The sequence below is a fragment of the Pseudomonas paeninsulae genome, assembly GCF_035621475.1.
GTDB classification, from domain to species: Bacteria; Pseudomonadota; Gammaproteobacteria; order Pseudomonadales; family Pseudomonadaceae; genus Aquipseudomonas; species Aquipseudomonas paeninsulae.
In genome coordinates this window covers 4,462,485-4,478,786 of sequence record NZ_CP141799.1, presented here as the reverse complement: position 1 = coordinate 4,478,786, position 16,302 = coordinate 4,462,485, and the positions used below count along the sequence as shown (strand labels likewise).

Here is a 16,302-nt window from a genome sequence, read left to right as displayed (position 1 = left end):
TACGACATCGCTTAGTTCGACTTCACCGCGTAATCCGGCTTCTTGTCGTTGCCTTCGATGTACGGGCTCCACGGCTGGGCGCGGATCGGGCTGCTGGTTTCCCAGACCACCGAGAACTGACCATCCTCCTGGACTTCACCGATCATCACCGGCTTGTGCAGGTGGTGGTTGCTGGCGTCCATGGTCAGGGTGTAACCGCTCGGTGCGGCGAAGGTCTGGCCGGCGAGGGCGTCACGCACCTTGTCGACGTCGGTGCTGCCGGCTTTCTCGACCGCTTGTGCCCACATATGGATGCCGACGTAGGTGGCTTCCATCGGGTCGTTGGTCACGGCCTTGTCCGCGCCCGGCAGGTTTTTGGCCTTGGCATAGGCCTTCCACTTGTTGACGAATTCGCTGTTGACCGGGTTTTCCACTGACTGGAAGTAGTTCCAGGCGGCCAGTTGGCCAACCAGCGGTTTGGTGTCGATACCGCGCAGTTCTTCCTCGCCGACCGAGAAGGCCACCACCGGAATGTCGGTGGCTTCGATGCCCTGGTTAGCCAGTTCCTTATAGAAGGGTACGTTGGAGTCACCGTTGACGGTGGAGATCACCGCGGTCTTGCCGCCGGCGGAGAACTTCTTGATGTTGGCGACGATGGTCTGGTAATCGCTATGGCCGAACGGGGTGTAAACCTCTTCGATATCCTTGTCGGCCACGCCTTTGCTGACCAGGAAGGCGCGCAGGATCTTGTTGGTGGTGCGCGGGTAGACGTAGTCGGTGCCGAGCAGGAAGTAGCGCTTGGCGCCGCCGCCGTCTTCGCTCATCAGGTACTCGACCGCCGGGATGGCCTGCTGATTGGGCGCCGCACCGGTATAGAACACGTTCGGCGAGAGTTCTTCGCCTTCGTACTGCACCGGGTAGAACAGCAGGCCGTTGAGCTCCTCGTACACCGGCAGCACGGATTTGCGCGACACCGAGGTCCAGCAGCCGAAGGTCACGTCAACCTTGTCCTGGCTCAGCAGTTGCCGCGCCCGTTCGGCGAACAGCGGCCAGTTGGAGGCCGGGTCGACCACCACCGGTTCGAGTTGCTTGCCGAGTACGCCGCCCTTGGCGTTGATCTCGTCGATGGTCATCAGCGCCATGTCTTTCAACGAGGTCTCGGAAATAGCCATGGTGCCGGACAACGAGTGGAGGATGCCGACCTTGATGGTCTCGGCCGCCTGCACGGTGAACGGGAACAAGCCGCTGAGCAGCAGGGCGCTGGCAGCTAGGGTGGATTTCAGCAGAGGACGACGCTTCATTGTTATGGCTCCATGCGCAGCGATTGGGGTGGGCCCAGGAGGGTCGCCAATCTAATGGCAGCATCCGTGCCAATGCTCGCAAAGCCTTGTGCCATAAGGGGTCGAGCGGGGTTAAAGATTTTTCAGGGGGTCAAGGCTGCGCCAGTATGGTGCGCGCGCAGGGCCTGGAGCGAACGCCCAGGCGACCCTGCACCGATTCAGAGCGAGAGGAAGTTCTTCACCCCGGTGAAGATGATTTGCGCGGCCAGGGCGCAGACGAACAGGCCCATCAGCCGACTGACGATCTGCAGGCCCTGATCGCCGAGCAGGCGTTCGAACTGGTTGGACAGGTACAGCACCACGCCGACCGTCAGGCTGGCCAGGGCGATGCCGACTACCGCCACCAACTTGTCGTCCCAATGCGGCTGGCTGGCGCCCATCAACAGCAGTGCACCTATGGTGCCGGGACCAACGGTGAGCGGGATGGTCAGTGGCACTATGGTCACGTCCTGCTGCACGTTGTCACTTTGCACCGCCGACTTGCCCTGCGCCATGCCCAGTGCCGAGATAAACAACACGCTGCCGGCGCCGATGCGGAAGGCGTCGATGGTGATGCCGAACAGGGTGAAGATGTGCCTGCCGAACAGGTACAGCAGCAGGCTGGAAATCAGTACGCCGAGCGCGACTTTCCAGGCCAGGCGCTTGCGCTCCTTGACCGTATAGCCACGGCTCAGGCCGATAAAGCAGGACAACACGAAGAATGGGCTGTAGAGCACCAGCAACTTCAGATACAGACTGAACAACTCGGACGCCATGGGTTGGGCTCGTCTCTTGAGTAAAGGGGGCGTGGCCGGCACCATCGGCGCCGCCTGCATGATCCGGGATTGTCGTCCCGATCTCCAGTGCCCGCTGCGGCAATTGCGCGCAGAGCAGGCAGCCGTTCGGCAGCCGAAGCGGAGCCGGGGAACGGCGTCGGCTATACCTGTTGGGTGAACCACTGTTGGCAACGGCTGCTTGCCGGGAGCGGCGGATGGCACGTATCAGCTTCACCCCCAACCTGCAGCGTCACCTCGATGTGGCGCCGTGCGCGGTGATCGGCGACACAGTCGCTGCCGTGCTGGCCGAGGTGTTCGCCGTCAACCCGCGGCTGCGCAGTTACCTGCTGGACGACCAGGGGCAGGTGCGTCGGCATGTGATGATTTTCGTCGATGCCGAGCGGATTGACGACCGCCGGCACCTGAGCGACAGGGTCGGCGTCGACAGCGAAGTCTATGTGGTGCAGGCACTTTCTGGCGGCTAGCGGGAGATCGATATGGCGGATGTGCTTTATGTGGCTACGCGCAAGGGCCTGCTGACCTTCGCCCGCGCTGGCGAGGGCTGGCGCCTGGCGCGCACGGACTTTCTCGGCGAGCCGGTCAGCATGGTCCTGGTCGATCGCCGTGACGGTTATCTGTATGCGGCCCTGAACCTGGGGCATTTCGGCCCGAAACTATGGCGCTCGACGGATACCGGCCAGCACTGGCAGGAGATCGCCGCACCGGCCTTCGCCGCCTCTGAGGAGGGTGAAGGGCCATCGGTGACGATGATCTGGTCGCTGGAAGCTGGCGGCGCCGAGCGACCCGGCAGCCTGTGGGCCGGCACCCTGCCGGGCGCCTTGTTCCACTCGGCGGATCACGGCGATTCCTGGCAGTTGAACGAATCGCTGTGGCAGCGGCCGGAGCGGGCCAAGTGGTTCGGTGGCGGTTACGATCAGCCGGGTATCCACTCGATTTGCGTCGACCCGCGCGACAGTGCGCGGCTGCGCGTCGCCGTGTCCTGTGGCGGGGTCTGGTGCAGCGACGACGACGGCGTCAACTGGGCCTGCCGCACCCAGGGCATGCGCGCCGCCTATATGCCGGCGGAACTGGCGCAGACCCCGGAGATCCAGGACCCGCACCGCATGCTGGCGTGTCCGGCCACGCCCGAGACCCTGTGGGTGCAGCACCATAACGGCATCTTCCTGTCCCGTGACGATGCCGCGCACTGGCAGGAGCTGCTCGACGTCGAGCCCTCGAGCTTCGGCTTCGCGTTGGCGGTGCACCCCCGCGAGCCGGAAACGGCCTGGTTCGTGCCGGCGGTAAAGGATGAATGCCGGGTGCCGGTGGGCCAGCGTCTGCTGGTGACCCGCACCCGCGATGGCGGGCGCAGTTTTGCCCGCTTGAGTCGCGGCCTGCCGCAAACCGACTGCTTCGATCTGGTCTACCGCCATGCCCTGGAGGTGGACGAGAGCGGCCAGCGCCTGGCGATGGGTTCGACTACCGGTCATCTGTGGCTATCGGACGATCAAGGCGACAGCTGGCAGGCGTTGGCCGGTAACCTGCCGCCGATCCATGCCCTGCGCTTTGCCTGAAACGCCGCAGTCAGGAGCCGCCGGGGCAGGTGCCTGGTGACTCAGGGCCGGGCCTCGCGCTGCTGGCGGATCTCCCGCTGGGCGATCCAGTATTCGAGCAGTTCGCGCAATTGCGAGAGTTCCACCGGCTTGGCCATGTGGCCATCCATGCCGGCCTCACGTGCCCGTTCCTTGTGTTCGTTGAGGATGTGCGCGGTCAGTGCCACCACCGGCGTGCGCGGGCGCTGCTCGGCGGTTTCCCAGGCGCGCAGTTGTTCGGTGGCGGAGAAGCCATCGAGCACCGGCATCTCGCAGTCCATCAGCACCAGATCATAGTGCTGCGCCTTTATCGCGTTGAGGGCTTCTGCGCCGTTGCTGGCGGTGTCCGGTTGCAGGTTGAGCTTACCGAGCATGCCGCGGATCACCTTGGTCGAGATGCTGTTGTCTTCGGCGACCAGGATGCGGAAATCGCTCGGCACATTCAGCGGGGCGCTGACCCGGGTCGGGGTGAACACCGGCGAGCTGTCACCGCCGCGCTGGGACAGTTCATCGGCCAGGGTGGTTTTCAGGGTGTAGCCGGCCACCGGCTTGGCGAGGATGCGTTTGATCCCGGCATTACGCGCGATGATCTTGCTCGGCGCATTGCTGATACCGGTCAGCATGATCAGCAGAATGTCGTGGTTGAGGCTGGGGTCCTCCTTGATCTTCGCCGCCAACTGCATGCCGGTCATCCCGGGCATGTCCTGGTCGAGCAGGACCACGTCGAAGTATTCGCGCATATGCGCCTTGGTGCGCAGCAGGGCCAGGGCTGCCTTGCCCGAGGGGACTGCACTGACCTGCAGGCCCCAGCCATTGCATTGCTGCACCAGGACTTTGCGGCAGGTGTCGTTGTCATCCACCACCAGCAAGCGCGCGCCTTGCAGCGGACCATCGAGGTCGGCCGTGGGCTGTTCGAGACGCTGGCTATCCAGGGGCAGGGTCAGCCACAGGGTCGAGCCCTGAGCGCCGCCGCTCTGGATGCCAAACTCGCCGTGCATCAGGCGCACCAGTTGGCGGGCGATGATCAGGCCGAGGCGGCCGCCGAGCTTGGTCGCCGCGAGGAAGTCCTTGCTGTGCAGTTCGGTATTGAGCAGGGCATCGCGCTCGCTGGCCTGCAGCGGGCGGCCACTGTCCTGCACGGCGATGCGCAAGCGCGGTTGCTCACCTGCGGTGTCGAGGGCTACGACTAGGAGAATTTCGCCTTCGTCGGTCTGCTTGAAGGCATTGTCGAGCAGGCTCAGCACCGTCTGGCGCAAACGCGTCGGGTCGCCGCTGATCACCCGTGGCACCTGCGGTTGCATGAAGCTGATCAGTTCGACCTTCTGCTGCTCGGCCTTGGCGCGGAAGATGTCCAGGCAGTCCTCGATCAGCGCATTGAGGTCGAACTGCACGTCGTCCAGCTCGATCTGCCCGGATTCGAGCTTGGAAATGTCGAGAATCTCGTTGATCAGCGCCAGCAGTTCGTTGCCCGAACTGTGAATGGTCTGCACGTAATCACGCTGTTTGGCCGACAGCGGGGTGCCGAGCAGCAACTCGGTCATGCCCAACACGCCATTCATCGGTGTACGGATTTCGTGACTGATCTTGGCGAGGAAGTCGGCCTTGGCCTTGAGCTCGGCTGCGCTGGCGGCCAGCGCGGTGCTTTCGCGGAACTTGGTGCGCTGGATCTGGCGTTGTCGTTCGGCGGGCGAGACACTGAGGAAGATGCCGCCGAGCATGGCGATGCCGAAGGCGGTGATCACCAGCCAGCCGGGGTTGAGCTGATCGAGACCGAGCAGCACCGGGATGCAGGCGCTGAAACCGAGGGTGAATACCAGCATGCCGACGACGATGAAGCGCGCTGGCTGATAACCGCCGTACCAGAGGCGGCTGGCCACCAGCAGGACGCTCAAGGCACTGAGCAGCACCAGCAGGTAGATCAGCGTGCTGTACCAGAGCAGGCCGGTGCTAGCGATCACCAGCGCGACGGCGAGGATCAGCACGGCGTTGCCTTGCAGCAGGTGTTTGAGTCGGCCCGGTTGGGCCGGGGTGTGCTGCATGAAAGCGAGGCAGAAGGCCTGCAGGCAGAAGGCGGCCAACAGCGCCGACACGTCGGCGACCAGCGATTGGTTGTAGCTTTGGCTGGGCACCCAGACGGCGAAGAGGCCGAGATTGGCCGCCGCACAGACCGCCAGGCTGATATGCAGGGCGCTCAGCCACAGACTGCTGGTGGCGCGGCTGTAGAAAAAACGGATGAGGTTGTACAGGGTGATCAGCAGCAGGCCGCCGAGCAGGGCACCAAACACATAGGCGGGTTTTTCCTGCGCCACCAGTCCGGCTTCGTCGATGACCTTGAACCAGGCCATCAGCGGGTGGTTCGAGGTCATGCGCACATAGGCTTCGCGCGGCTGGCCATCGTTCGGCAGCGCCATCAGGTAGGCGCGGGAGTCGAGCGGTCGCGAACTCATCGACCTGGATTCGCCGGTCAGGATCTCGCGCTCGAGCGTGCCATCGTGCAACAGGTGGTAGTCGAGGTACTGCACGCGCGGGGCGAAGATCCACAGCCAGCTCGGCTGCTGGTTGCGCGGCAGCTCGACATGCAGCCAAACGGCCTGCTCGCTGAGGGGGAAGGTGAAGGCCTGTTTGCTCAGGGGCTGGAACTGCTGGCGGCGTGCTCGCACATCCTCCAGGGTCAGCGCGGCACTCGGGTCGAGCAGATATGACCAGTTATCGGACTGACCGCCAGCTGCGCCGGGTACGTTCTCGGCCATGGCTGACGGCAACAGACAGGCCATAAGCAAACCGACGAGTAGTCCTGTGGCAATCCTGAGCCCGCGCACGCTGAATTCCCTTTGAATGATAAGTGGCCAGATTATAACCAAGCCGTTGTTTAGCGGAATATGGCCAGGAAGGCCAGTCCAGACGCGGTGAAAGCGACCACTGGCACTGCGGCGCCAGCTGCAGGGTGGCGCCCTCACTGCCTGGTGTTGCCGTTTTTAGCGGTTGTGACACGACCCTAGTGGGTGGGGGCCGTGCCCGATTCCTGCTGACAGACTGCCGCGGCTGAGCGGGTTTGCCGTCCGTTATGCCTCGCCACGTTCGCGGGCAATCGCGCGGTAACCGATGTCCTTGCGGTAGAAACAGCCATTCCAGCGAATCTTCTCCGCCAGGCGATAGGCCTGCTGCTGGGCGTCGGCAACGCTGGCACCAATGGCCGTGGCGCAGAGTACCCGGCCGCCAGCGGTAACCACCTGGCCATCCTTGAGTGTGGTACCGGCATGGAACACCTTGCCATCCAGCGCGGCGGCATCGGCCAGACCTTCGATTACCTCGCCCTTGGCGTAGTCACCCGGGTAGCCGCCGGCGGCCAGTACCACGCCGATGGTTGGGCGCGGGTCCCAGCGGGCCTCGACCTTGTCCAGCGCTTGCGCCAGGGCGGCGTCGATCAGCAGGACCAGCGATGACTCCAGGCGCACCATGATCGGCTGGGTTTCCGGGTCGCCGAAGCGGCAGTTGAACTCGATGACTTTCGGCTTGCCGGCTTTGTCGATCATCAGCCCGGCATAGAGGAAGCCGGTGTAGACGTTGCCTTCGCTGGCCATGCCGTTGACGGTGGGGTAGATCACCTCGTCCATCACCCGCTGGTGCACGGCGGCGGTGACCACCGGCGCGGGCGAGTAGGCGCCCATGCCGCCAGTATTCGGGCCGCTGTCGCCGTCGCCGACGCGCTTATGGTCCTGGCTGGTGGCCATCGGCAATACATTCTTGCCGTCGACCATGACGATAAAGCTGGCTTCCTCGCCTTCGAGGAACTCCTCGATCACCACCCGCGAACCGGCTTCACCGAAGGCATTGCCGGCGAGCATGTCGCGCACCGCGTCTTCGGCTTCGCTCAGGGTCATGGCGACGATCACGCCTTTGCCGGCCGCCAGGCCGTCGGCCTTGATCACGATCGGCGCACCGACTTTCTGCAGGTAGGCCAGGGCCGGCTCGACTTCGGTGAAGTTCTGGTAATCGGCGCTGGGGATCTGATGGCGGGCGAGGAAGTCCTTGGTAAAGGCTTTCGAACCTTCCAGTTGGGCAGCGCCGGCCGTCGGGCCGAAGATGTCCAGTTTGCGCGCGCGGAACAGGTCGACCACCCCGGCCACCAGCGGCGCTTCCGGGCCGACGATGGTCAGCTGGACGTTGCTGGCGGCGAAATCTGCCAGTTGCTCCAGGGCCAGTACGTCGATGGCGACGTTCTCGCACTTGGCTTCAGTGGCGGTGCCGGCGTTGCCCGGGGCGACGAAGACTTTTTCGACCCGTGGATCCTGGGCGACTTTCCAGGCCAGGGCGTGTTCGCGCCCGCCGCTGCCGATGATCAGTACGTTCATTGTGTTCTCCTTCAGGAGGCGGGCCTTGCGCCCGAACGGTGGATAAGCCAAGCGTTATCCACCCTACGAAAACTGGCGACCCCTATCGAGGTCGCGATGAAGCCGGTAGCTGCAAGGCGCCCAGGGTTTCGACAAGCGCAGTTGCCTAGTGGCAATGAGCATTGGCGGAACCCTGGGCAACGCAGCAGATGCCGGTTTCAGTGCGGCCGTCAGTGGCGGAAATGGCGCATGGAGGTGAAGACCATGGCAATCCCCGCTTCGTCGGCGGCGGCGATCACTTCCGCATCGCGCATCGAGCCACCCGGCTGGATCACCGCGGTGATGCCGTTGGCGGCGGCGTTATCCAGGCCGTCGCGGAACGGGAAGAAGGCATCCGACGCCATAACCGAGCCGGCGACCTGCAGGCCGGCATGCTCGGCCTTGATCGCGGCGATCCGCGCCGAGTTGACCCGGCTCATCTGGCCGGCGCCGACGCCGATGGTCTGGCGGTTCTTGGCGTAGACGATGGCGTTGGATTTAACGAACTTGGCGACTTTCCAGGCGAAGATCAGGTCGTGGACTTCCTGCTCGCTGGGGGCGCGCTGGGTGACGATCTTCAGGTCTTCTGCCTTGATCATGCCAATGTCGCGGCTCTGTACCAGCAGGCCGCCGTTGACCCGCTTGAAGTCCCAGCCAGCGCTGCGCTCGGCCGGCCATTCGCCGCACTCGAGCAGGCGTATGTTGGCCTTGGCGGCCACCACATCGCGGGCCGCCTGGGAAATCTTCGGGGCGATGATCACTTCGACGAACTGACGCTCGACGATGGCCTGGGCGGTGGCGCCATCCAGTTCGCGGTTGAAGGCGATGATGCCGCCGAAGGCCGATTCGGTGTCGGTGGCGTAGGCCAGTTCGTAGGCCTGACGGATGCCGCCTTGCTCGTCCAGGGCCACGGCTACGCCGCAGGGGTTGGCATGCTTGACGATGACGCAGGCCGGCTTGACGAAGCTCTTCACGCATTCAAGGGCGGCATCGGTGTCGGCGACGTTGTTGAACGACAGCTCCTTGCCCTGCAGCTGCACGGCGCTGGAAATGCTCGCTTCGCCTTTCTTCGCCTCGACATAGAAGGCCGCGCTCTGGTGCGGGTTCTCGCCGTAACGCATTTCCTGGGCCTTGACGAACTGGCTGTTGAAGGTGCGCGGGAAGGTGCCGCGGGCTTCGGTACTGAGGGTTTCGGCGCGCTGGTCGATGGTGCCCAGGTAGTTGGCGATCATGCCGTCATAGGCGGCGGTGTGCTCGAAGGCCTTGAGCGCCAGGTCGAAGCGCTGGGCATAGCTCAGGCCGCCGTCTTTCAGGCTGTCGAGGATGCCGGCGTAGTCGCCAGCCGAGACCACGATGGCCACGTCTTTGTGGTTCTTGGCTGCCGAGCGAACCATGGTCGGGCCGCCAATGTCGATATTTTCGATGGCGTCGGCCAGGTCGCAGTCAGGCTTGGCGACCGTGGCTTCGAAGGGGTAGAGGTTGACCGCGACCAGGTCGATCGGTTTGATCCCGTGCTGCTCCATGACCGCGCCATCGAGGGCGCGACGACCGAGGATGCCGCCGTGGATCTTCGGGTGCAGGGTCTTGACCCGACCATCCATCATTTCCGGAAAACCGGTGTAGTCGGCGACTTCCACGGCGGCCACGCCGTTGTCCTTGAGCAGCTTGTAGGTGCCGCCGGTGGAGAGAATTTCCACGTTGAGGGCGACGAGCTCGCGGGCGAATTCAAGGATGCCGGTCTTGTCGGAAACACTGATCAGCGCACGGCGGACGGGGAGGCGGGTAGTCTGGTCGGTCATCAATCGGATCCGGTTGCGTAATAGAAAATTGGCTTGAAGCCGCGGCGGCCAGCTTCAAGAAAAAGCGCTCTGCCCGGTGCGCAGCTTCAGAGCAGGTCGTACTGCTTGAGCTTCTTGCGCAGGGTGCCGCGATTCAGGCCGAGCAGTTCGGAGGCCTTGGTCTGGTTGCCCTTGACGTAATTCATCACGGTTTCCAGCAGTGGCGCTTCCACTTCGCTGAGCACTAGGTTGTAGACATCGGTGACGTCTGCGCCCTCAAGGTGGGCGAAATAGTTATGCAGGGCTTTCTCGACACTTCCGCGCAGGGTTTGCCCTTCTTCGCTCGGTGTACTGAGGTGCTGTTTCAAGCTTGTACTGTCGCTCACGGGAGCCATTCCAGTTCCTAAAGTGTCGGTCAACATCGTCATGCGGCCACCCCATCTCCATCATTATGCCGTTCACCGAAAAACTGGCGAACGTTGGTGCACTGCGCGTCCGTACTTTCCAGACGATTGAATCGGGCGCGAAACTCCCTGGCGCCCGGCAGGGTAGCGAGGTACCAGCTGACATGCTTGCGGGCGATGCGCACCCCCATCACCTCGCCATAGAACAGGTACAGCTCGGCCATGTGCCCTAGCAGAATACGTTCCACCTCGAACAGGCTCGGCGCCGCCAGCTTCTGGCCGGTGCGCAGGTAGTGCTCGATCTCGCGGAAAATCCACGGCCGGCCCTGGGCTGCCCGGCCAATCAGCAGGCCGTCGGCACCGGAGGCGGCCAATACCGCCTTGGCCTTTTCCGGCGAATCGATGTCGCCATTGGCCAGCACCGGAATCGACACCGCCTGCTTGATCGCGGCGACGGTGTCGTACTCGGCTTCGCCGGTGTAGAGGTCGGCGCGGGTGCGGCCATGCACCGCCAATGCCACTATTCCCGCCTGTTCGGCAATCTTCGCTACCGCGATGCCGTTCTTGTTCTGCCTGTCCCAGCCGGTGCGGATTTTCAGGGTCACCGGCACATCTACCGCAGCGACCACCGCCTGAAGAATCTCGCGCACCAGGCCCTCGTCCTTGAGCAGGGCGGAACCGGCTGCCTTGTTGCAAACCTTCTTGGCTGGGCAGCCCATATTGATGTCAATAATCTGCGCGCCCAGTTCGACGTTGCGCTGAGCCGCCTCGGCGAGCATCTGCGGGTCACCACCAGCGATCTGCACCGAACGCGGCTCAGCATCGTCTTGGTGGATCAAGCGCAGGCTCGACTTGCGGGTATTCCACAGACGCACATCGCTGGTGACCATTTCCGATACCACCATGCCCGCCCCCATACGGTGGCAGAGCTGGCGGAACGGCCGGTCGGTGACTCCCGCCATGGGCGCGAGTATCAGCGAATTGGGCAATGTGTAGGGGCCGATGCATAACGCCGACATGGGGCTTCCCTGCTCAAGAGACGTACTGTTGAGACCAATAGGAGACAGCGAAAAAGGGTGGGAATCATACCCGCTCTGGATGACCGGATAAAGGCTGTTTTGAACAAATTCTGAACAGCTATGGGCTTATCGCCAAGGGTTAGATACGTTCCCGGAAAACCTCAAAGAACGTGTGGGGTCGGCTAGGCGCGAGAGGAGAGAGGGTTGTGGTGGTCTTGATCGCGATTGCTCATGCCTTACTCCGGCGAGTGGAAACTCAGGCTGTAGTTCACCGCCTGGGTGCCTGGGTCGAGGATATCCAAGGACACATGAATGGGCGTCTGCGGCGGCATTTCCGCCTGTCCGGCCAATTCGCCGGCGAGGTACTCGCTGGGCTTGAAGCGGCGACTGGCCAGTAGTCGACCATTGATGTCGGCAAAACGCATTTCCAGCAAGGGGAATGGCTGGGCGAAGGGCGCACGGTTATAGAGGATTGCATCGACTATCAGGGCGCCGCTGAAATCGGGATGACTACGCACCACCAGATTGCTGCTCTTGATCTGGCTGATATCGACCTTGGACGGCAAGCTGCAGCCCATGACTGGGCAGAGCTGCTCGAACCAAGGGCGGTATTGATCCTGGCGAGCCAGGTCGTCGAAGTTGTAATGGATGTGCTGACCGATCAGGGCGGCCGCGGCCAACAGGTTCAGCAGGCCCCAGCCGAGCCAGCGGCCCCAGGGCTTGCGCGGTGGTTGCCAGTCATCCAGTTGCAGCGGTTCGTCGTCCAGCTCGAACAGGTGTTCGTCGCGCAGGCTTGGCTCGCTACGCGCCGTTCTTCTATCGAATGGGTGCGGCTCGGCGGGGTCTTCCTGTTCCTCGTCCGGCGTGTCGAGGATGTCCGCGTCAATGCTGGGATCGTCGCGGCGGGCACTCAGGCTAGGCTCGTCCAGTGCGGATTCCTGGTCGCCTGTCTCCAGTGCGTTGAGCGTGAACGGCGGTACGTCACGAACAGGCGGATCTGCCACTTGCGCCGCGGCTGGGGGCGTTGGCGCAGGCGTATCGTTCGATGAGGCAAGTGCCTGGGGCGCATCGCTGGGGGCCGCAGGGGTGATGCTCAGTGGCGGCTGGGGCGAGTCCTCTTGCAGGAGGGCCTCGGCCCAGTCTTCGTCATGGTCCCCGGTATCCGCGGCTGGACGGAAGGTCTCGGCATGCGCGGGGGTGGCGTTCAGCGCGAGGAACTGCTGCGAGAGTTGCTGTTCTTGCTCCTCCAGCTTGGCCAGCTCCTCGTCGAGATCGAGGCTGTCGAGGTCCAGGTCGTCGTGAATCCACAGCGTATCGCTGTCACTCTTGTGCCGTGCAACAGTCTGCTCGGGCTCGGGCTCGGTCTGGGGCGCTGGCGCGTCGGCCGGGCTAGTCGTCACAGGCGTCGAGGGCGCTGCCTGGGGCGTGGTTCCGGGCAGCTGTTGGCCTTGTTCGAGCAGTTGCTGCGCGGCATTGAATACGTGCAGGCAGGCTCCGCAGCGCACGGCGCCACGGGCGGCGCCGAGTTGCATGAGGCTCACGCGAAAGCTGGTGCGGCAATGGGGGCACTGAGTGACGAAACTTTCGGTCATGCGACGATCCGTCGGCCTGCGATCAGGGGAGTCAAGGCGATTAGTCTAACGCAAGTGCCTGAACAAGCGGCAGTGCCTGGGCTAGCGACGAGTACCGCTGATGCGTACCCAGCCGTCCTTCTCCTCTGTCGGGTCAAGCGCGAAGGCCTCGGCGTAGGCTGCGCGCACGTCCTCGGCTTGCTCGGCGAGAATGCCCGACAGGGCCAGGCGTCCGCCGGTCTTGGCCAGGCTGGTGATCTGCGCTGCCAGGGCCACCAGCGGTCCGGCGAGGATATTGGCAACCACCACGTCGGCCTGCTGCGGCGGCAGATCGGCGGGCAGGTAGAGCGGGAAGCGGTCTGGGTCGATGCCATTACGCCCGGCATTGTCGCGTGAAGCTTCCAGGGCTTGCGGGTCGATGTCGGTGCCAACTGCCTGCGGTGCGCCCAGAAGCAGGGCGGCGATGGCCAGGATGCCCGAGCCGCAGCCGAAATCCAGTACCTCGCAGTGGCTCAGGTCCTGGCTGTCGAGCCATTCCAGGCACAGCGCGGTGGTTGGATGGGTGCCAGTGCCGAATGCCAGGCCCGGGTCGAGCAGCAGGTTGACTGCGTCTGGTTCGGGCGCCGCATGCCAGCTTGGTACTATCCACAGACGTTGGCCGAAGCGCATGGGGTGGAAATTGTCCATCCAGCTGCGTTCCCAGTCCTGATCGGCGATCACTTCGGCGTGATGTTCCGGTAGCGCGGTACCCGTCAGCAATTGCAGGTGGGCAAACACGGCGTCGGCCGAGGTATCGGCTTCGAACAGGGCGAGCAGGTGGGTGTGCGACCACAGCGGGGTGGTGCCCAGGTCCGGCTCGAAAATCGGCTGATCTTCGGCGTCCATAAAGGTTACCGACACGGCGCCGACCTCAAGCAGGGCGTCTTCGTAGGTTTCAGCCTGATCCGGAGTGATGGCGAGACGGACTTGTAACCAGGGCATGGGAAACCTCGTGAGCACTGTGGGCTGATGGTGCAATTGGCCGCGCAGCTTACTTGAAGCGATGGCCCGGCTGCCACCGCCGCACCGCGCAGACACGACAAGGGCCGCCCAATGGCAGCCCTTGTCGAGACTTTAAGCATGACCTGGCGAGCTAGAGCGAGGCTGTTTTTAACCCAGTATCGCCAGCGCGCAGCAGGTCATGGGATCAGTGCTTATCCATACCCAGTTTCTTTTCTAGATAATGGATGTTCACACCACCCTTGCAGAAGCCCTTGTCGCGCACCAGGTTGCGGTGCAGCGGCACATTGGTCTTGATGCCGTCGACGACGATTTCGTCCAGGGCATTGCGCATGCGCGCCATGGCCTCGTCGCGGGTCGCGCCGTAGGTGATCAACTTGCCAATCAGCGAGTCGTAGTGCGGTGGCACGGTGTAGCCACTGTACAGGTGCGAATCGACCCGTACGCCGTTGCCGCCGGGGGCGTGGAAGTGCTTGACCTTGCCGGGGCAGGGCATGAAGTTGTCCGGGTCTTCGGCGTTGATCCGGCATTCCAGGGCGTGGCCGCGGATCACCACGTCATCCTGGGTGAACGACAGCTTGTTGCCAGCGGCGATGCTGAGCATCTCCTTGACGATGTCGATGCCAGTGACCATCTCGCTGACCGGGTGCTCGACCTGGACGCGGGTGTTCATCTCGATGAAGTAGAAGTTACCGTCTTCATAGAGGAACTCGAAGGTGCCGGCGCCGCGATAACCAATTTCGATACAGGCATCGACGCAGCGCTTGAACACTTCGGCGCGGGCCTGTTCATCGATGAACGGCGCCGGCGCTTCTTCCAGCACCTTCTGGTGGCGGCGCTGCAGCGAGCAGTCGCGGTCACCCAGGTGGATGGCGTTGCCCTGGCCGTCGGACAGCACCTGGACTTCCACGTGACGTGGGTTACCAAGGAATTTTTCCAGGTAGACCATCGGATTGCCGAACACCGAACCGGCTTCGCTGCGCGTCAGCTTGGCCGATTTGATCAGGTCTTCTTCCTTGTGCACCACGCGCATGCCGCGACCACCGCCGCCGCCAGCGGCCTTGATGATCACCGGGTAACCGACTTCGCGGGCAATTGCCAGGGCGGTTTCCTCGTCTTCCGGCAGCGGGCCGTCGGAGCCGGGTACCACCGGTACGCCGGCGCGCTTCATGGCGTCCTTGGCCGAAACCTTGTCGCCCATCAGGCGAATGGTTGCAGCTGTTGGGCCGATAAAGGCGAAACCGGAGTTTTCCACCTGTTCGGCGAAGTCGGCGTTTTCCGCGAGGAAGCCGTAGCCCGGGTGGATGGCGGTGGCGCCGGTGACTTCAGCGGCGCTGATGATCGCTGGGATATTCAGGTAGGACAGGGCGCCGGAAGCCGGGCCGATACACACCGATTCGTCGGCCAGGCCCAGGTGCATCAATTCGCGGTCGGCAGTGGAGTGCACCGCGACGGTTTTGATGCCCAGCTCTTTACAGGCGCGCAAGACGCGCAGGGCGATCTCGCCGCGGTTGGCGATCAGGACTTTTTCCAACATCGGAGGCTCTCCGCGGTTCAAACGATGGTGAACAGGGGCTGATCGTATTCCACCGGCTGGCCGTTTTCGCTCAGGATGGATTCGATGGTGCCGCTGCACTCTGCCTCGATGTGGTTCATCATCTTCATCGCTTCGACGATGCAGAGGATGTCGCCTTTCTTCACGCTGCTACCCACTTCAACGAAGTTGTCCGAGGCCGGCGAGGAGGCGCGGAAGAAGGTGCCGACCATTGGCGAGCGGGCCACGGTGCCGTTCAGCTTGGCGGCGGCAGGGGCGCTCGCTTCGGCTGCTGCAACGGGCGCTGCAGGAGCTACCGGTGCTGGCTGCGGTGCGTACATGGGTTGCTGGGCGTAGGTCGGTTGCTTGCCGTGACGGCTGATGCGCACGGACTCTTCGCCTTCGCGAATTTCCAACTCGTCGATGCCGGATTCTTCCAGCAATTCGATCAGTTTTTTGACTTTACGTATATCCATAGTGGCTCAACTCCCAGTGAGGTCAGGGCTGTTCAAGTTGTTCAAGTGCGGCCTCCAGGGCCAGCCGGTAACCGCTGGCGCCAAGACCGCAGATCACCCCTACTGCGACATCGGAAAAGTAGGAGTGATGGCGGAAAGCTTCGCGTTTATGCACGTTGGACAGATGCACTTCGATGAATGGGATGCTCACTGCCAGCAATGCGTCACGTAATGCGACGCTGGTATGGGTGAAAGCGGCGGGATTGATCAGGATAAAGTCGACACCTTCGCCTTTTGCGGCGTGAATCCGCTCGATCAGCTCGTACTCGGCATTGCTCTGCAGGTAGAGCAGATGATGGCCAGCCTCGCGGGCGCGGCGCTCCAGGTCGAGATTGATCTGTTCCAGGGTGGTGGCGCCATAGACGCCCGGTTCGCGGGTACCGAGCAAATTGAGATTGGGGCCGTGCAGCACCAGTAGGGTGGCCATGATCCGGTGTTCCTTGTTG

14 protein-coding genes are annotated in these 16,302 nt (G+C 63.3%); 2 read left to right on the top strand and 12 right to left on the bottom strand.

Translation table 11 applies throughout. The features are described 5' to 3' along the window. Nucleotides 1-11 precede the first annotated feature (11 nt). Nucleotides 12-1,280 (bottom strand): urea ABC transporter substrate-binding protein, encoded by a 1,269-nt coding sequence (urtA, locus tag VCJ09_RS20630; protein ID WP_324731909.1) that lies wholly within the window; start codon nucleotides 1,278-1,280, stop codon nucleotides 12-14. A 197-nt stretch (nucleotides 1,281-1,477) separates the two neighbouring features. Then, nucleotides 1,478-2,074 (bottom strand): MarC family protein, encoded by a 597-nt coding sequence (locus tag VCJ09_RS20625; protein WP_324731908.1) that lies wholly within the window; start codon nucleotides 2,072-2,074, stop codon nucleotides 1,478-1,480. A 215-nt stretch (nucleotides 2,075-2,289) separates the two neighbouring features. Here VCJ09_RS20625 and VCJ09_RS20620 point away from each other — a divergent pair, with 215 nt between their 5' ends. Beyond that, on the top strand, nucleotides 2,290-2,559 hold the full coding sequence (locus VCJ09_RS20620) for a ubiquitin family protein (protein ID WP_324731907.1): 270 nt from the start codon (nucleotides 2,290-2,292) through the stop codon (nucleotides 2,557-2,559). 12 nt (nucleotides 2,560-2,571) lie between these two features. Beyond that, a complete protein-coding gene (locus VCJ09_RS20615; protein WP_324731906.1) occupies nucleotides 2,572-3,648 on the top strand; it encodes a WD40/YVTN/BNR-like repeat-containing protein in 1,077 nt (358 codons plus the stop codon). A 41-nt stretch (nucleotides 3,649-3,689) separates the two neighbouring features. On the opposite strand, the gene VCJ09_RS20610 is transcribed toward VCJ09_RS20615, so the two are convergent. The 10 genes from VCJ09_RS20610 to aroQ all read right to left on the bottom strand — a co-directional run bounded on the left by VCJ09_RS20610 (nucleotide 3,690) and on the right by aroQ (nucleotide 16,283). Beyond that, the gene (locus VCJ09_RS20610) at nucleotides 3,690-6,440 is read right to left on the bottom strand and encodes a hybrid sensor histidine kinase/response regulator (protein ID WP_324731905.1); all 2,751 of its coding nucleotides are present in this window, start codon (nucleotides 6,438-6,440) and stop codon (nucleotides 3,690-3,692) included. 288 nt (nucleotides 6,441-6,728) lie between these two features. Further along, nucleotides 6,729-8,018, bottom strand: a complete 1,290-nt coding sequence (purD, locus tag VCJ09_RS20605) for a phosphoribosylamine--glycine ligase (protein ID WP_324731904.1) — start codon at nucleotides 8,016-8,018, stop codon at nucleotides 6,729-6,731. A gap of 209 nt (nucleotides 8,019-8,227) precedes the next feature. Beyond that, entirely contained in the window at nucleotides 8,228-9,835 is a 1,608-nt protein-coding gene (gene purH, locus VCJ09_RS20600) for a bifunctional phosphoribosylaminoimidazolecarboxamide formyltransferase/IMP cyclohydrolase (RefSeq protein WP_324731903.1), read from the bottom strand. Between the two features lie 86 nt (nucleotides 9,836-9,921). Next, a complete protein-coding gene (gene fis / locus VCJ09_RS20595) occupies nucleotides 9,922-10,242 on the bottom strand; it encodes a DNA-binding transcriptional regulator Fis (RefSeq protein WP_079203291.1) in 321 nt (106 codons plus the stop codon). Beyond that, nucleotides 10,239-11,237, bottom strand: a complete 999-nt coding sequence (gene dusB, locus VCJ09_RS20590; RefSeq protein WP_324731902.1) for a tRNA dihydrouridine synthase DusB — start codon at nucleotides 11,235-11,237, stop codon at nucleotides 10,239-10,241. Before dusB ends, fis begins: the two co-directional genes overlap by 4 nt. A gap of 236 nt (nucleotides 11,238-11,473) precedes the next feature. Further along, entirely contained in the window at nucleotides 11,474-12,829 is a 1,356-nt protein-coding gene (locus VCJ09_RS20585; protein ID WP_324731901.1) for a DUF3426 domain-containing protein, read from the bottom strand. 81 nt (nucleotides 12,830-12,910) lie between these two features. After that, nucleotides 12,911-13,789 carry a 50S ribosomal protein L11 methyltransferase gene (gene prmA / locus VCJ09_RS20580; protein WP_324731900.1) on the bottom strand — a complete coding sequence of 293 codons (879 nt, stop codon included), beginning with the start codon at nucleotides 13,787-13,789 and terminating at the stop codon, nucleotides 12,911-12,913. 205 nt (nucleotides 13,790-13,994) lie between these two features. After that, the gene (gene accC / locus VCJ09_RS20575; protein ID WP_324731899.1) at nucleotides 13,995-15,344 is read right to left on the bottom strand and encodes an acetyl-CoA carboxylase biotin carboxylase subunit; all 1,350 of its coding nucleotides are present in this window, start codon (nucleotides 15,342-15,344) and stop codon (nucleotides 13,995-13,997) included. Between the two features lie 17 nt (nucleotides 15,345-15,361). Then, nucleotides 15,362-15,817, bottom strand: a complete 456-nt coding sequence (accB, locus tag VCJ09_RS20570) for an acetyl-CoA carboxylase biotin carboxyl carrier protein (RefSeq protein WP_324731898.1) — start codon at nucleotides 15,815-15,817, stop codon at nucleotides 15,362-15,364. A 22-nt stretch (nucleotides 15,818-15,839) separates the two neighbouring features. Then, on the bottom strand, nucleotides 15,840-16,283 hold the full coding sequence (aroQ, locus tag VCJ09_RS20565; protein WP_079203286.1) for a type II 3-dehydroquinate dehydratase: 444 nt from the start codon (nucleotides 16,281-16,283) through the stop codon (nucleotides 15,840-15,842). Between the last annotated feature and the right edge of the window lie 19 nt (nucleotides 16,284-16,302).

Bases quoted from the DNA above. Each gene is read 5' to 3' on its own strand.
- urtA (WP_324731909.1), bottom strand. From the start codon at position 1,280: ATGAAGCGTCGTCCTCTGCTGAAATCCACCCTAGCTGCCAGCGCCCTG.
- fis (WP_079203291.1), bottom strand. From the start codon at position 10,242: ATGACGATGTTGACCGACACTTTAGGAACTGGAATGGCTCCCGTGAGC.
- purH (WP_324731903.1), bottom strand. From the start codon at position 9,835: ATGACCGACCAGACTACCCGCCTCCCCGTCCGCCGTGCGCTGATCAGT.
- accB (WP_324731898.1), bottom strand. From the start codon at position 15,817: ATGGATATACGTAAAGTCAAAAAACTGATCGAATTGCTGGAAGAATCC.
- dusB (WP_324731902.1), bottom strand. From the start codon at position 11,237: ATGTCGGCGTTATGCATCGGCCCCTACACATTGCCCAATTCGCTGATA.
- purD (WP_324731904.1), bottom strand. From the start codon at position 8,018: ATGAACGTACTGATCATCGGCAGCGGCGGGCGCGAACACGCCCTGGCC.
- accC (WP_324731899.1), bottom strand. From the start codon at position 15,344: ATGTTGGAAAAAGTCCTGATCGCCAACCGCGGCGAGATCGCCCTGCGC.
- VCJ09_RS20615 (WP_324731906.1), top strand. From the start codon at position 2,572: ATGGCGGATGTGCTTTATGTGGCTACGCGCAAGGGCCTGCTGACCTTC.
- VCJ09_RS20585 (WP_324731901.1), bottom strand. From the start codon at position 12,829: ATGACCGAAAGTTTCGTCACTCAGTGCCCCCATTGCCGCACCAGCTTT.
- prmA (WP_324731900.1), bottom strand. From the start codon at position 13,789: ATGCCCTGGTTACAAGTCCGTCTCGCCATCACTCCGGATCAGGCTGAA.
- VCJ09_RS20610 (WP_324731905.1), bottom strand. From the start codon at position 6,440: ATGGCCTGTCTGTTGCCGTCAGCCATGGCCGAGAACGTACCCGGCGCA.
- VCJ09_RS20625 (WP_324731908.1), bottom strand. From the start codon at position 2,074: ATGGCGTCCGAGTTGTTCAGTCTGTATCTGAAGTTGCTGGTGCTCTAC.
- VCJ09_RS20620 (WP_324731907.1), top strand. From the start codon at position 2,290: ATGGCACGTATCAGCTTCACCCCCAACCTGCAGCGTCACCTCGATGTG.
- aroQ (WP_079203286.1), bottom strand. From the start codon at position 16,283: ATGGCCACCCTACTGGTGCTGCACGGCCCCAATCTCAATTTGCTCGGT.